General features: G+C 57.5%; 10 protein-coding genes and 1 tRNA gene. 5 read left to right on the top strand and 6 right to left on the bottom strand.

Translation table 11 applies throughout. The features are described from left to right. Positions 1–7 precede the first annotated feature (7 nt). Together ACR0A1_RS04340 and ACR0A1_RS04335 are read left to right on the top strand one after the other, a co-directional pair. A complete protein-coding gene (locus ACR0A1_RS04340) occupies positions 8–1,207 on the top strand; it encodes an ROK family transcriptional regulator (RefSeq protein ID WP_480866868.1) in 1,200 nt (399 codons plus the stop codon). Between the two features lie 347 nt (positions 1,208–1,554). Continuing rightward, positions 1,555–1,629: transfer RNA gene (locus ACR0A1_RS04335), tRNA-Asn, on the top strand. An 18-nt stretch (positions 1,630–1,647) separates the two neighbouring features. Here the strand turns inward: ACR0A1_RS04335 and ACR0A1_RS04330 are convergent. The 4 genes from ACR0A1_RS04330 to zwf all read right to left on the bottom strand — a co-directional run bounded on the left by ACR0A1_RS04330 (position 1,648) and on the right by zwf (position 7,112). Beyond that, on the bottom strand, positions 1,648–3,267 hold the full coding sequence (locus ACR0A1_RS04330) for a long-chain-fatty-acid--CoA ligase (protein ID WP_480866374.1): 1,620 nt from the start codon (positions 3,265–3,267) through the stop codon (positions 1,648–1,650). Between the two features lie 106 nt (positions 3,268–3,373). Next, positions 3,374–4,984, bottom strand: a complete 1,611-nt coding sequence (gene pgi, locus ACR0A1_RS04325; protein WP_170396938.1) for a glucose-6-phosphate isomerase — start codon at positions 4,982–4,984, stop codon at positions 3,374–3,376. A 5-nt stretch (positions 4,985–4,989) separates the two neighbouring features. Then, positions 4,990–5,661, bottom strand: a complete 672-nt coding sequence (gene pgl / locus ACR0A1_RS04320; protein WP_170396937.1) for a 6-phosphogluconolactonase — start codon at positions 5,659–5,661, stop codon at positions 4,990–4,992. After that, on the bottom strand, positions 5,658–7,112 hold the full coding sequence (gene zwf, locus ACR0A1_RS04315; RefSeq protein ID WP_170610868.1) for a glucose-6-phosphate dehydrogenase: 1,455 nt from the start codon (positions 7,110–7,112) through the stop codon (positions 5,658–5,660). The genes pgl and zwf overlap by 4 nt, the downstream gene beginning before the upstream one ends. 163 nt (positions 7,113–7,275) lie before the next feature. On the opposite strand from zwf, the gene ACR0A1_RS04310 reads away from it, so the two are divergent. Further along, complete coding sequence (locus ACR0A1_RS04310) at positions 7,276–8,229, top strand: radical SAM family protein (RefSeq protein ID WP_170396933.1); 954 nt, start codon at positions 7,276–7,278, stop codon at positions 8,227–8,229. 3 nt (positions 8,230–8,232) lie between these two features. On the opposite strand, the gene ACR0A1_RS04305 is transcribed toward ACR0A1_RS04310, so the two are convergent. Beyond that, positions 8,233–8,502, bottom strand: a complete 270-nt coding sequence (locus ACR0A1_RS04305) for an usg protein (RefSeq protein ID WP_039535770.1) — start codon at positions 8,500–8,502, stop codon at positions 8,233–8,235. A 194-nt stretch (positions 8,503–8,696) separates the two neighbouring features. Here ACR0A1_RS04305 and gyrA point away from each other — a divergent pair, with 194 nt between their 5' ends. Beyond that, complete coding sequence (gene gyrA / locus ACR0A1_RS04300; protein WP_170662678.1) at positions 8,697–11,420, top strand: DNA gyrase subunit A; 2,724 nt, start codon at positions 8,697–8,699, stop codon at positions 11,418–11,420. A 126-nt stretch (positions 11,421–11,546) separates the two neighbouring features. Next, positions 11,547–12,215, top strand: a complete 669-nt coding sequence (gene trhA / locus ACR0A1_RS04295) for a PAQR family membrane homeostasis protein TrhA (protein ID WP_480866371.1) — start codon at positions 11,547–11,549, stop codon at positions 12,213–12,215. Positions 12,216–12,238: 23 nt separating this feature from the next. Here the strand turns inward: trhA and ACR0A1_RS04290 are convergent, their stop codons facing one another. After that, positions 12,239–13,708: a carboxypeptidase M32 gene (locus ACR0A1_RS04290; protein WP_170510097.1), complete on the bottom strand. Its 1,470-nt coding sequence runs from the start codon at positions 13,706–13,708 to the stop codon at positions 12,239–12,241. Positions 13,709–13,710 lie beyond the last annotated feature (2 nt).

Genomic DNA, 13,710 nt, shown 5'->3' with positions numbered 1-13,710 from the left:
TAAGGTTATGGAAAGAGAGGCGTTGAAAATACTAACCGGCGGGGTAAGCCAAAGCGGTGTTCGTGATCATAACGAACGCCTCATTCTGACGGTTTTACAACGGCATGGACCTGCTGCCGGGGCGGACGTCGCGCGGCTGACGGGCCTGTCACCCCAGACCGTGTCGATCATTCTGCGTAAGCTCGAAAAGGACGAGATTCTCAAACGTGGGACGCCGTTGAAGGGCAAAGTTGGGAAACCTTCGATCCCCATGGAGCTCAATCCCGAAGGCATTCTGTCGGTGGGAATGAAGATCGGTCGCCGCAGCGCCGATCTTCTTTTGATCGACTTCACCGGTAAGCCACGCCAACAGCTCTCGACGACTTATGACTACCCGCTACCCGAAGCAGTGTTCGGGTTTCTGGAGGTAGGATTGGAAGAGCTTCTGGCCAATGAACCCCAGAAACTTCGGGACCGTGTATGCGGGATTGGAATCGGAACACCGTTCGAGCTGTGGAAGTGGCACGACCTTTCTGGGCTTGCGGCTCAGAAATTCAGGTCCTGGAGAAACGTGAACTTCTTTTCCGAGGTGGCCAAGTTCAGCGAACTGCCGGTCTTTGTGGTCAATGATGCTACTGCCGCGTGTCACGCGGAGCACCTCTATGGCCGTGGGGCTGAGTATCGAGACTATTTTTATTTCTTCATAGGCTCAATGATTGGCGGAGGCGTTGCATTGAATGGCACCGTATTTGAGGGCAACCAAGGCAATGCCGGTGCCTTGGGTGCCATGCGAACGACGGGTCCTTTGGGTGAAAGCCAGCAACTGATTGACACTGCATCGCTGTTCCTGCTCGAGGACAGGTTGATAGAAGCGGGTGTTGATCCGGGAATTTTGTGGAAAAAGCCGCAGGACTGGAGCAGCATTTCTCGCTATGTCGAACCATGGATCGGTACCACCGCGCAGGAACTGGCCAAAGCTGCGCTGTCTATTTGCGCAGTCATCGACTTTGAGGCAATTTTTATCGACGGCGCATTCCCATCTGAAATACGGGAGGAGTTGGTCTCACGGGTTCGTCGTTACCTAGTCAACCAAGATAAACGCGGTTTGATTCCTCCGGTTGTAAAAGCTGCGGCTGTCGGAGAAAACGCCCGCGGGATTGGGGCGGCAAGCAGCCCGATTTTCCGCCAGTTTCTATTGAACACTAATGCTGGGCTTTCTGGGATGTAGTCGAAACTCATAGGGGGCAGTCTTAATCAAGTAAGAACCGCTCCTACTCAATTTGGAGGCCTTAGAACGGCCGCTCTGACGCAGCTGCAGGTAGCCATCCAATTGGGTAACTGTGCACTGCTTTAGGCCGCCTCGAAAGCGGCCGACGTCGGCTTTCTGCGCATTGATGTCGTTGGAGCATCGCGCAGCATTGGTCGAAGCGGGCTCAAATAGGCCGTTGGCTACGCTATTAGGGAAGGTCCACACTGAGTCGCCTCCGAATTAGATGAGAGGCCGTGCACTTCACCCACAAAAAAACGTTTTTGCATCTGGACCTCCACTTTACCTGTTGATACACGCCCCTCAGTTCCGGCGTAGCTCAGCGGTAGAGCAGTTGACTGTTAATCAATTGGTCGTAGGTTCGATCCCTACCGCCGGAGCCATTCTTCCAAGACTGGCACTTATCCCATCAGCGCATCACTGAAATCCGAGCGCAACGTGCGCTTCAGGACCTTTCCGGTCGCGTTAAGGGGCAAGGCGTCGACGAACACGACCTTGTCGGGCACCTGCCATTTGGCGATTTTGCCGTCGAAGAATGCCAACAAATCCTGCTCGGTCGGTTCTTCGCCCTCGGCCTTCACTGCTACTAAGAGCGGGCGTTCGTCCCATTTCGGATGCGGCACGCCCACAACGGCAGCCGTCGCTAGCTGAGGGTGTGCGACCGCGATATTCTCCAACTCGACAGAGCTGATCCATTCACCCCCCGATTTGATGATGTCCTTCGACCGGTCGCGGATGGTCATGAACCCATCTGGGTCCAGTGTTGCAACGTCGCCAGTCGCGAACCAGCCTTCTTGCAATAAGTCCTCGTCCTGCATGTGGAAATAACTGTCCAGAACCCAATGGCCGCGCACCATCAGATCGCCCTGCATTTCGCCGTCATGAGGAAGATCGTTGCCATCATCATCAACAATTTTCAGTTCAACCCCAAACGGCGGGCGGCCCTGGCTTTCGCGCAGCTTGTGCTGTGCTTCCATGGGCATGTCCAGATGTTTGGCCATCGGATAATTCGTCGTGCCCAGCGGGCTCATTTCGCTCATGCCCCAGGCGTGGACGGTATCGACGCCATAGGTTTCGCGGAACGTTTCAATCATTGAGGGCGGGCATGCCGCACCACCGATTACAGTACGATTGAGGCTTTTCAACTTGGTCCCGCATGTCGCGGCATGGGCCAGCAGACCTTGCCAAATGGTCGGTACGCCCATCGCCAGCGTGACGCCATATGTGTCGATCAGATTGACCAATGCCTCGCCATGCAATCCCGGCCCCGGCATCACCATTCGCGAACCAGACATAGCGCTGGCATAGGGCGAGCCCCAAGCGTTGACGTGGAACATTGGCACCACCGGCATCACCACATCCATGGCGGAATAGCCGATTACGTCGCGCGTGTTCGACGCGAAGCTGTGCAGAACTGTAGAGCGGTGGGAATAGAGAACGCCTTTGGGGTTCCCAGTGGTACCCGAAGTATAACAGAGGCTGGAGGCAGTGTTTTCATCAAAGCTGGGCCACGCGTAGTCTGTATCACCGGTTTCAATGAGCTCGTCATAAAAAACCAACCCCGGCACCTGAGACAGCGCAGCCTCGTCCCGCGCACCCATCAGCACATAGTACTGCACCTCGGTCAGATGCTCTTGCAGCGCGGCGACCAATGGCAGGAAAGTCGCATCGAAGAACAGGACACGGTCCTGCGCGTGGTTGATGATATAGGTTAGTTGTTCGGGAAACAGACGCGGGTTGATCGTGTGGCAGACAAAGCCCGCGCCGGACACCGCATAGTAGATCTCAAGGTGGCGGCGGTTATTCCAGGCCAGCGTGCCCACGCGATCCTGCGGTTGCAGCCCCAGTTTCTCTAACGCCGAAGCCATCCGTCGGGCGTTCTGCGCGATCCCGGACCAGTTGGTCTCGGTCACGGTTCCGTCGGTCTCGACCGAGATGATCTCGGTCTGCCCGTGATAACGTTCAGCATGTTCAATCAGCGACGAAATCAGCAAAGGCTGCGTCATCATCTGTCCCAGCATGGACATTCCTCCCATCGTCAGCGCTTGGCCGCGCCGTTATGTCTTGGCAACAACCCTGCCAAGAATTCAATTGTCTGACAATAAGAGAGTGCGGCAGGGTGCCGCGTCAACCGCGATGTCGCAAGGCGTATCCAACCAGCGCCGAGGTCGAGCCATCTTTGCCATCGGCGCTAACCTCACCGTCCACGATCGGTCCCAGAGACGTTGCCAGCTCCTTGCCCAGCTCAACGCCCCACTGATCGAACGAGTTGATTCCGAGCAGCACGCCTTCGACAAACACACGGTGTTCATAAAGCGCAATGATTTGACCCAGCACAAACGGGGTAAGCTGCGGATAGATCAGCGTGGTTGACGGGCGGTCGCCCGAAAACACACGATGGCGTGCCTGACGCTCCAACTCGTCGCCTGTCAGGCCCTTTTCGGCCATGCGTGCGCGTGCAACATCCAGCGACCGACCCCGCATTAGCGCTTCGGACTGGGCCAAGCAATTAGCCAATAGAAGGCGATGATGATGGGCCAGTTCCGGCTCATGCCCGTTTGCTGCAACCATGAATTCGCAGGGAATCACATCGGTGCCCTGATGGATCAACTGATAAAATGCATGCTGCCCATTTGTGCCGGGTTCGCCCCAGACAACCGGACCTGAAGGCATGGTCAGCGCGCTGCCATCCATCGCGACAGATTTACCGTTCGATTCCATCTCAAGCTGTTGGAAATAGGCAGGCAGGCGCAGCAGACGCTGATCATATGGCAGAACTGCGCGGCTGGCATGCCCAAGCACCTGACGATGCCAGACCCCCACAAGCGCCAGCATAACTGGCAGGTTTTCTGCCCATTCGGCGGATTGAAAGTGCATATCCATCGCCTGACCGCCCCGTAGAAACGCGTCAAACGCGTTCGAGCCAACGGCGATCATTACCGGCAGTCCGACCGGCCCCCAGACCGAGTACCGCCCGCCGACCCAATCCGCGAAGCCAAACACCCGCGCCTCGGGAATCCCGAAGGCCTGAGTCTTGTCAACAGCGCTGGAGACCGCTGCGAATTGCCGCGCCGGATCACCGCCACCATCGACCATCCAAGCCCGCGCCGTGCGTGCATTGGTCATCGTCTCGATGGTCGTAAAGGTCTTCGAAGCGACAATCACCAGAGTCCGTGTCGGATCAAGCGGGCGCAGCGTATCCGCAATATGCGCGCCATCCACGTTTGAGACATAATGCAGCCTTGGCCCGTCGTGATAAGGTGCCAAGGCATGCGTCGCCATCACCGGCCCTAGGTCCGAGCCGCCGATGCCAATATTGACCACATCCGTAAAGCTGCCCCCTGCCCCTTTGATCGCCCCGCCACGCACTTCTTCGGCAAAGACGCGCATTCGCTGTAAAGTGCCCAGTACGTCCGGCATTACATCCTGACCATCGACCTCGACCGGGCCTCCGTCGAGATTGCGTAGCGCGGTATGCAATACAGCCCGGCCTTCGGTTTCGTTGATCTTTTCACCGGAGAACATCGCGGCCCGACGCTCTGCCAATTCGACTTGATCGCAAAGCTGGATCAGTGCCGCGCGGATATCTTCGTCGATTTGTGTCTTCGAATAGTCAAACAGCAGATCTCCGGTCGAAGCCGAGAAACCCTGCGCCCGGTTTGGATCGGCGTCAAACAGATCGAGTATCCGACGGCCCGTCTGTGTGGCTGCGAGTGAGTTCAATTGATCCAGCTGCATCGTGATTACTCCGCCCAATGTACGGTCATGCCGCTGAGCACGGCCGCGATCGGAGCTTCCTCGGGTGGCAATGACATGGCACGATCCAGGGCATTCCGTTTAGTTTCTCCGAATATGACGAGATGCTTGGACAGAGCGCCGTCCAGAACCGGACCCGTCAGCGTGATACGCGCTTCGGGCTGCACGTCGGTCCGCGCTACCGCCAGTGTCGGGGCGTTGTTGTTCAGAGCAGCAGACAAGCCCTGCATCCCCGGAAAGAGCGAGGCGGTATGCATGTCCTCACCCATACCCAGCACCAGAACCGATAGCGGCAGATGCGGGTTAATCAGGCTTTCGATCTCGGGCAAAACCGCCTCAGGCTCATGTTCCGCAACATAGAGCGGCATGTATTGTGCAATGGATGCGCGACTGGTCAGCAACCGTTCCCGGATCAACCTCTCGTTCGAACGCTCGTGATCACCCGGCACGCATCTTTCATCGGTCGGCAGTATGTGCACACGATCCCATTCCAGATCCGCAGCGCACAATCCATCAAAGATCGGCCCCGGTGTGGTTCCGCCCGGAACGGCCAACGAGACAGTATCATGATGTAGCAATGCGGCCTCAAGGTCTCCGGCCAATGCATTCGCGACATCAATCGCTAGCATGTCGCGATCGGCATATTCTTTGATATTCATGGATTTATTCCTTGCCAGCGGCGGTGGTCTCGTTTCATCAGCAACTCAGCGTCGCCCGGGCCGGTGCTGCCGTTTTCATAGGGTTTGGGAACATCACCGCGCGCCTCCCAGCCCGCGATAATCGGATCGGTCCAGGCCCATGCGGCTTCTACTTCATCGCCGCGCATGAACAGGGTTTGGTTGCCGCGAATGACATCCATCACCAGCCGCTCATAAGCGTCGGGTGGATCCTGGTTTTCAGGCCCAAGCGCTTCGGCAAAGCTCATGTCCAGCGGAACGTCAACCAGACGCATGCCTCCCTGCCCCGGCTCTTTGATTGTCACTTTCAAAGTGATGCCTTCATTGGGCTGCAACCGGATCGACAGGGCATTCGCATGACGCCCGGCCTCTTCGCCAAAAATCGAATGCGGAGCATCCTTGAACATCACATTGATGACCGAGGACCGCGCCACCAGCTCTTTGCCCGTGCGCAGATAGAACGGTGTGCCCGCCCAACGCCAATTGCTGATATGCGCGCGCAATGCGATGTAGCTTTCCGTCGTCGACCTTTGATTGCCGACAACTTCACGATACCCCCGGCCATCGGCACCGCCTGCAAACTGACCTCGTACGATATGGTGCGGCTCAACCGAATCCAACGCACGTATGACCTTGAGTTTCTCATCGCGCACCGCGTCCGGATCAAATTTTGCGGGTGGTTCCATCGCGATCAGACACAAAAGCTGCATCAGATGGTTCTGCATCATGTCGCGCATGGCGCCAGCGCGCTCGTAATACTCTTCACGACCGTCAATGCCGACGGTCTCGGCCACAGTGATCTGAATGTGATCGACATACTGGCTGTTCCAAAGCGGTTCGAACAGCATGTTGCCGAACCGAACGGCCATAAGATTCTGAACGGTTTCCTTACCCAGATAATGATCGATCCGATAGATTTGCCCTTCGTCAAAATGCGCCGCCAGTGTCGCATTCAACGCGCGAGCACTTTCCAGATCGTGCCCAAAAGGCTTTTCGACGACGATACGGGTTTGCGGGGTGGCCAGATTGTGCGCCCTGATCTGTTCGGCCAGCGGGCCAAACAAACGGGGGCCTACCGAGAAATAGAAGGCCCTGACACGATCCGCATTCAGCATTTCGGCCAACTGGGCCCAACCATCTTCGGACAAAGCGTCAAGCGGGACATACTCCACGCGCTGCAGAAAACCGTTCACAGCCTCCTGATCTTTTGCCCGCTTCGGTGCGTGCTGGCGCAACGATTCGGCCACCATCTCGCGAAAGCCATCAACGCTCAGAGCGCCCCGCGCTGCGCCGATGATCCGGGTGGCCTCGGGCCACTGCCCGGCGCAGTAACGCCGAAACAGGGCCGGAACGATCTTGCGCTGTGCCAGATCGCCGGTTCCGCCGAATATGACCAGATCAAATGGGTCAACAGGTATGACACGAGAAACCATGGCTTTTCCTTACCTTGCCGCTTGGGGCATGTCCAATGTTAGCGCAACCAATCAGCAACTTTCTTCCCACATCAAAACTCTGTCAGCGAGGGGTAGATGCTCTTAACTAAACCGGCACGAACGGTTAAGTCGGTTTGGCACAAGCACAGAACCGGATGCCGGAATGAAAGACAACGCCCTACAGGCTGCGAATATCGGGAAGTTTCAGAACAGTTTAGTGACAGCAGACGGGCAAACGCGCGCGTCCGTTGCGCTGACTCATCCCGAAACCCTTTGGTTCAACACCGGAACGCTGTGCAACATCGAGTGCGTAAACTGCTATATCGCCAGCAGCCCAACCAACGATGCTCTGGTTTACATCACCGCCGACGAAGTCCGCGACTATCTGGATCAGATCGAACAGCGCCAATGGCCGATCCGCGAGATAGGCTTTACTGGTGGTGAGCCCTTCATGAACCCCGAGATGATCGAGATGACGCGCGTCGCGCTAGAGCGTGGGTACGAAGTTTTGATCCTGACCAATGCAATGCGGCCGATGATGCGCCGCAAAATGCGCGAGGGTTTGCTGGAATTACAGCGAGACTACGCAGAAAAACTGACGCTGCGTGTCTCCGTCGACCACTACCGCCCCGATCTGCATGACGAAGAACGCGGCAAAGGCAGTTTTGCCAAAACTCTGACGGGGATGGAGTGGTTGCGGGATAACGGCTTTAGGATGGCAATTGCCGGGCGCTCAGTCTGGGGGGATAGCGACGCTGAAAGCCGCGCGGGGTATGCAGCATTCTTTGCCAAGCACGGCTTTGACATTGATGCTCAAAATCCGGGCCAAACAGTTTTGTTTCCCGAGATGGACGAAACAGTTGAAGTTCCTGAAATTACAGCCGCTTGCTGGGGCATCCTGGACAAATCCCCCGATGCGGTGATGTGCGCCAGCTCGCGTATGGTCGTCAAACGCAAAGGCGCCGAGCGCCCGGTAGTGCTGGCCTGTACGCTGCTGCCTTATTCACCGGAGTTTGAATTGGGCGAAACCCTTGAAGAGGCCGAGGCCGACGTGCATCTGAACCACCCGCACTGCGCCAAATTCTGTGTATTGGGCGGCGCGAGTTGTTCGGCCTGAGGGCTAATTTACCCGAAACTCACCCACCATGTTGCGCCATTCCCCCGGCGCGATCATTTTACGGTGCGTGAACCTGACCGAGTGCAGCGGACCTTCAATCTCTTTCTGCCAGAATTCTACGAATTCGAACAGCTTCGGATGGTCCGGAGCAAGGTCGTAATCCTGCCAAATAAACGTGTTCAGTACGTGAATATAGTCGGGCATGTGGTAGAAAAATTCCGCAGTGGTCAGCCCGTACCCCTTAAGCATGAGTTCAGTTTCACTTTGCGCCATGCAGACCTCCAATCTTGTTACAAGGTCTAGTCAGAGTAACACGGAACTGTCCTAATACTTAGATAACAATATGTTACTCAGGTGTTACCGACCTAATTTGGCAGGGGAACGGTTGCTTGCTTGCACCTTATATGCCGGGTCTGATAAAGTGTATCCACAAGATATAGATCAAGAACAAGACACGGGCAGCCTACGTGAGCGATACGCCAGAAATCCCTGAAAACATGGACGAAACCCCGCCCGAGCGCCCCGTTTATGACGGCCCGACGGTATCCATCGAATCCGAAATGCGCACGTCCTATCTGGACTATGCGATGTCGGTCATTGTCAGCCGTGCGATCCCCGATCTGCGCGATGGGCTGAAACCGGTGCATCGGCGTATTCTCTACGCGATGCATGAGACCGGGAACACTCATGACAAGTCCTATCGTAAGTCGGCCCGTCCGGTTGGCGACGTGATGGGTAAGTATCACCCGCATGGTGATAGTGCGATCTATGACGCGCTGGTGCGGATGGCGCAGGATTTCTCGATGTCGCTGCCGCTGCTTGATGGTCAGGGCAACTTTGGCTCAATGGACGGCGATAACCCGGCGGCGATGCGTTACACCGAAGTACGGATGGACAAGCCCGCCGCGTCCCTATTGGCCGATATCGAAAAAGAGACCGTCGATTTTCAGGACAACTATGACGGCAAAGACAAAGAGCCGACCGTCCTACCCGCCCGTTTCCCGAACATGCTGGTCAATGGTGCCGGTGGTATCGCCGTGGGTATGGCAACCAACATCCCACCGCATAACTTAGGCGAAGTGGTCGATGCCACGCTGGCGCTGATCGACGACCCGGATCTGACATCAGAACAACTGATCGAGTATGTGCCCGGCCCCGACTTCCCGACTGGCGGTGTGATGCTGGGCCGCTCAGGTGCGCGCAAAGCCTACCTTGAAGGCCGTGGCAGCGTTATCATCCGCGCCAAGACCCGCGTAGAAGAGCTGCGCAAGGATCGGTATGCCATCGTTGTCGACGAGATCCCCTATCAGGTGAACAAAGCCTCGATGATCGAAAAGATCGCCGAAGCCGTGCGCGAAAAACGCATCGAAGGCGTCAGCCACGTACAGGACGAATCCGACCGCAATGGTGTGCGTGTCGTGGTCGAACTGAAACGCGATGCAACGCCCGAAGTGGTGCTGAACCAGCTCTACCGCTTCTCGCCGATGCAGACCTCATTTGGTTGCAACATGCTGGCGTTGAACGGCGGTCGGCCTGAACAGCTGACCCTGCGCCGCTTCCTGACCTCGTTCATCGACTTCCGCGAAGATGTTGTTGCCCGCCGCACAGCCTATGACTTGCGCAAGGCGCGTGAGCGCAGTCACATCCTGTGTGGTCTGGCCGTGGCCGTTTCGAATGTTGACGAAGTGGTTGCCACGATCCGCTCGTCGGCAGACGCTGCTGAAGCGCGCGAGAAACTGATGACCCGCCGCTGGCCTGCATCCGAGATCGAAGGCTATCTACGCCTGATCGACGATCCGCTGTCCAAGATGAATGACGACGGCACCTATAACCTGACCGAGGTACAGGCCCGCGCCATTCTCGAACTGCGGCTGCAGCGTCTGACCCAACTGGGTGTCAAGGAAGTCACGGACGAACTGGAAGAACTGGCCGACAAGATCAAGGAATACTTGGATATTCTGTCTTCGCGTGAGCGCATCATGGGCATCATCGCCGATGAGCTACGCAGCGTGCGCGAGCAGTTCGCCGTCGACCGCCGCACCGAGATCGTTGACTGGTCCGGTGATATGGAAGACGAAGACCTGATCGAACGCGAAGATATGGTTGTGACTGTCACCTCAGGCGGCTACATCAAACGCACCCCTCTGGCCGATTTCCGGGCGCAAAAGCGTGGCGGCAAAGGCCTGTCGGGTATGCAGACCAAGGAAGAGGATGTTGTCACCAATCTCTTCGTGGCGAACACGCATACGCAACTGCTGTTCTTCACCACCGAAGGCATGGTGTACAAGCTCAAGACCTGGCGTCTGCCGCAATCCAGCCGGACCGGTAAGGGCAAGGCGATCGTCAACATCCTGCCGATCCCGACCGGTGTCTCGATCGCGGCGATCATGCCCGTGGATGTGCCGGATGAAGAGTGGGAGAACCTGCAAATCGTCTTCGCCACCAGCGCGGGTGACGTGCGTCGCAATCGTCTGTCAGATTTCACGAACGTCCGCCGCAATGGCAAGATCGCGATGAAACTGCCCGAGGATGTGGAACTGGTAAACGCTCGCATCTGTTCAGAAGATGAAGACGTGATGCTGGTCACCAATTCGGGCCGTGCGATCCGCTTCCGGACCACTGATGTACGTGTCTTCAACTCACGCGAATCTACCGGTGTGCGCGGCATCAGGCTGAGCAATGGCGACCGTGTCGTCTCGATGTCCGTAGTTCGCCATTTCGAGGCCGACCCGGACGAGCGCGCCGCCTACCTCAAGATGCGCCGCGCAGTCGCGGGCATTGCGGATGACGGCGAAACGGACGAGGACGAAGCCGCGCCTGGCAGTATCACGCAGGAACGCTATGCCGAGATGTCGGCAGCCGAGAACCTGATCTTGACCATCACGTCGGGCGGCGCGGGCAAGCTGAGCTCCAGTCACGACTACCCTGTCCGCGGTCGCGGTGGCATGGGCGTTGCAGCCATGGACAAAGCCATGCGCGGCGGCGAACTGGTTGCCTCCTTCCCCGTAGAAATCGACGATCAGATCATGCTGGCTACCTCGAAGGGCCAATCGATCCGGGTGCCGGTCGAGGGCATCTCGTTCCGCTCCCGCAGCGCGGGTGGTGTGCGTGTATTCAACACCGGTAAAGGCGAAGAAGTCGTCAGTGTGGCCTGGATCGCCGACCAGGGTGACGAAGAAGCCGAGGAATAACAAAGCACTACAGAAGTGTAACAAAACGCCCGTATTGCGGGCGTTTTTGTTACTCAGGGTCACGTTCCTGCCAACGGCACGAGGGTGGGCTTGCCCCAGCAGACCCGGCACGCCTAGCATTTCGATATGTGGTCATTCGCCCATATCCGACCTGCCTACAGCCGTGCTGAGCGAATAAGTGACGGTGTTGTTCATGTGCTGGGTGTTTCTTCGGCGGTGATCGCAGCGCCTATGCTGATCATTATGACAGTCTTCTATCGGTCAGACCCGGCGGCGGTTTTGGGCGCCTCGATCTATGGAATAACTCTGGTTTTGATGCTGACGTTCTCGGCGCTCTACAACATGATCGAGCATGATGAGTGGGCAGAGTTTCTGCGCCGCCTTGATCACTCGGGTATCTACGTGAAGATCGCAGGAACTTATACGCCGTTCCTGCTGCTCTCGGCTTCGCAACCTCCGGGGCTTTTGCTGGGGCTGTGGTCTTCTGCGACGCTGGGCTCTGTTCTGAAGATGATCGACCCGAACCGCTTCCGCTGGTTCGGGCTGGCGCTGTATCTTCTGATGGGATGGGCCGCGGTTTGGGCCGGACAATCCATGTTGGCCGAACTTTCACCCCTTACCCTTACTTTGATGATCGCCGGAGGCCTCATCTATACCGCAGGCGTGGTATTCTACCTTCTGGACTGGCTACCCTACCACAACACCATCTGGCACGTATTTGTATTGGCAGGAAGCAGCCTTTTCTTCGCCGCTGTTGCCTTGCGTATCGAAATGGTACCGTCAGGGCCAGTGTAACGCCGGAGCGCCACGAACACGCCTCAAAGCCCGTACAACGCCCCGAACTTCTGCTCCAGATAAGCCAACAGCGGCTCCGGCCCTGGTTCCACCCCACTGGCGCGCTGAATGATTTCGCGGGGCGCGTACAGTCCTCCATGCTGCTGCACATGCTCTCGAAGCCAACCGGTGGCCCTCGAGGTATCGCCAGCAGCCAACTGCCCCTCAAGTCCGGGAATTGCTGCGCGCAGTGCTTGATACAGGCATCCCGCGTAGACATTGCCCAGCGAATAGGTCGGGAAATAGCCAAACAGACCAACCGACCAATGCACATCCTGCAAGCACCCGTTCGAGGGCTTGTCGACCGCATAACCAAAATCTGCTTTGAAGCGGTTGTTCCAGGCGGCTTCAAGGTCGCCGACCTGCAAGTCACCGGCCATCAGTGCGCGTTCCAAATCAAACCGTAGCATGATGTGCAGATTGTACTGCACCTCATCCGCCTCGGTCCGGATATAGCCGTTGTGGACGCGGTTGACGGTGGCATAGAACGCATCCGCATCGGCGATGCCAAAATCACCGAACGCCTCTTTCATCTGGTCAAACAGCCATCCGGTAAAGGCGCGCGAGCGGCCCAGCTGGTTTTCGTAAATCCGGCTTTGGCTTTCATGCACACCCATCGACACACCACGTCCCAGCGGGGTCAGCAGGTAATCGCGGTCGATGCCCTGCTCATAGGCGGCGTGGCCAACCTCGTGAATGGTCGAGTAAAAGCAGTTGAACGGATCGGTCTCGCTGGTGCGAGTGGTGATCCGAACGTCCAGCCCGCTGCCCGAGCTGAACGGATGCACAGCCTTGTCGACGCGGCCATTGTTCAGGTCATAGCCGAATGTCGTTGCCAGTTTCTGCGTCAGGCGCATCTGGGTCAGTTCGTCAAAGTTGCCGGTCAGCGCGACAGGTTCCGGGCGATCCAGAACGGCGGCGCGAAGAGCCACCAGACGTGGGCGCATTTCGTCAAAGATCGCGGCGATCTGAGCGCCGGTTGTGTAGGGCTCGTAATCCTCAACCATCGCATCATAAACGTCGCCACCCTGTGCCAGCGCTTCACCTTCTTGCCGTTTCAGTGAGACAACTTCTTCCAGCACCGGCAGGAAGGCTGAGACATCTTCGTCCGCTCGCGCCTGGGCCCATGTGCCCTGCGCGGCGGATGTCACGCGTGCAATCGCCGTCGCCAGATCGGCGGGCACCTTCACCGCGCGGTCATAGGCGCGGCGTATCTCACGCAGTTGTGCCTTGCCGACCTCATCTTGCGGTGCGGCCTGCTCCAACCATTCGGCAACGCGAGGGTCAGAGCGGCGAGCATGCAATACAGCCTCGATCGCTGCCATTTCCTCGGCCCGTTGCGGCGCGGCACCGCGCGGCATCACCGTTTCCTGGTCCCAGCCGAGCCTACCGGCAATCTGGCCCAGGGCCGAGGTTTCGCGCTGAAAGGCCATCAGGTCATTGTATGCTGTCATGG

Source organism: Ruegeria sp. D6 (assembly GCF_056534365.1).
Note: the sequence above shows the minus strand (reverse complement) of the source record. Positions and strands in the feature narration are given on the sequence as shown.

Bases quoted from the DNA above. Each gene is read 5' to 3' on its own strand.
- ACR0A1_RS04340 (WP_480866868.1), top strand. From the start codon at position 8: ATGGAAAGAGAGGCGTTGAAAATACTAACCGGCGGGGTAAGCCAAAGC.
- ACR0A1_RS04330 (WP_480866374.1), bottom strand. From the start codon at position 3,267: ATGCTGGGACAGATGATGACGCAGCCTTTGCTGATTTCGTCGCTGATT.
- pgi (WP_170396938.1), bottom strand. From the start codon at position 4,984: ATGCAGCTGGATCAATTGAACTCACTCGCAGCCACACAGACGGGCCGT.
- pgl (WP_170396937.1), bottom strand. From the start codon at position 5,661: ATGAATATCAAAGAATATGCCGATCGCGACATGCTAGCGATTGATGTC.
- zwf (WP_170610868.1), bottom strand. From the start codon at position 7,112: ATGGTTTCTCGTGTCATACCTGTTGACCCATTTGATCTGGTCATATTC.
- ACR0A1_RS04310 (WP_170396933.1), top strand. From the start codon at position 7,276: ATGAAAGACAACGCCCTACAGGCTGCGAATATCGGGAAGTTTCAGAAC.
- ACR0A1_RS04305 (WP_039535770.1), bottom strand. From the start codon at position 8,502: ATGGCGCAAAGTGAAACTGAACTCATGCTTAAGGGGTACGGGCTGACC.
- trhA (WP_480866371.1), top strand. From the start codon at position 11,547: ATGTGGTCATTCGCCCATATCCGACCTGCCTACAGCCGTGCTGAGCGA.
- ACR0A1_RS04290 (WP_170510097.1), bottom strand. From the start codon at position 13,708: ATGACAGCATACAATGACCTGATGGCCTTTCAGCGCGAAACCTCGGCC.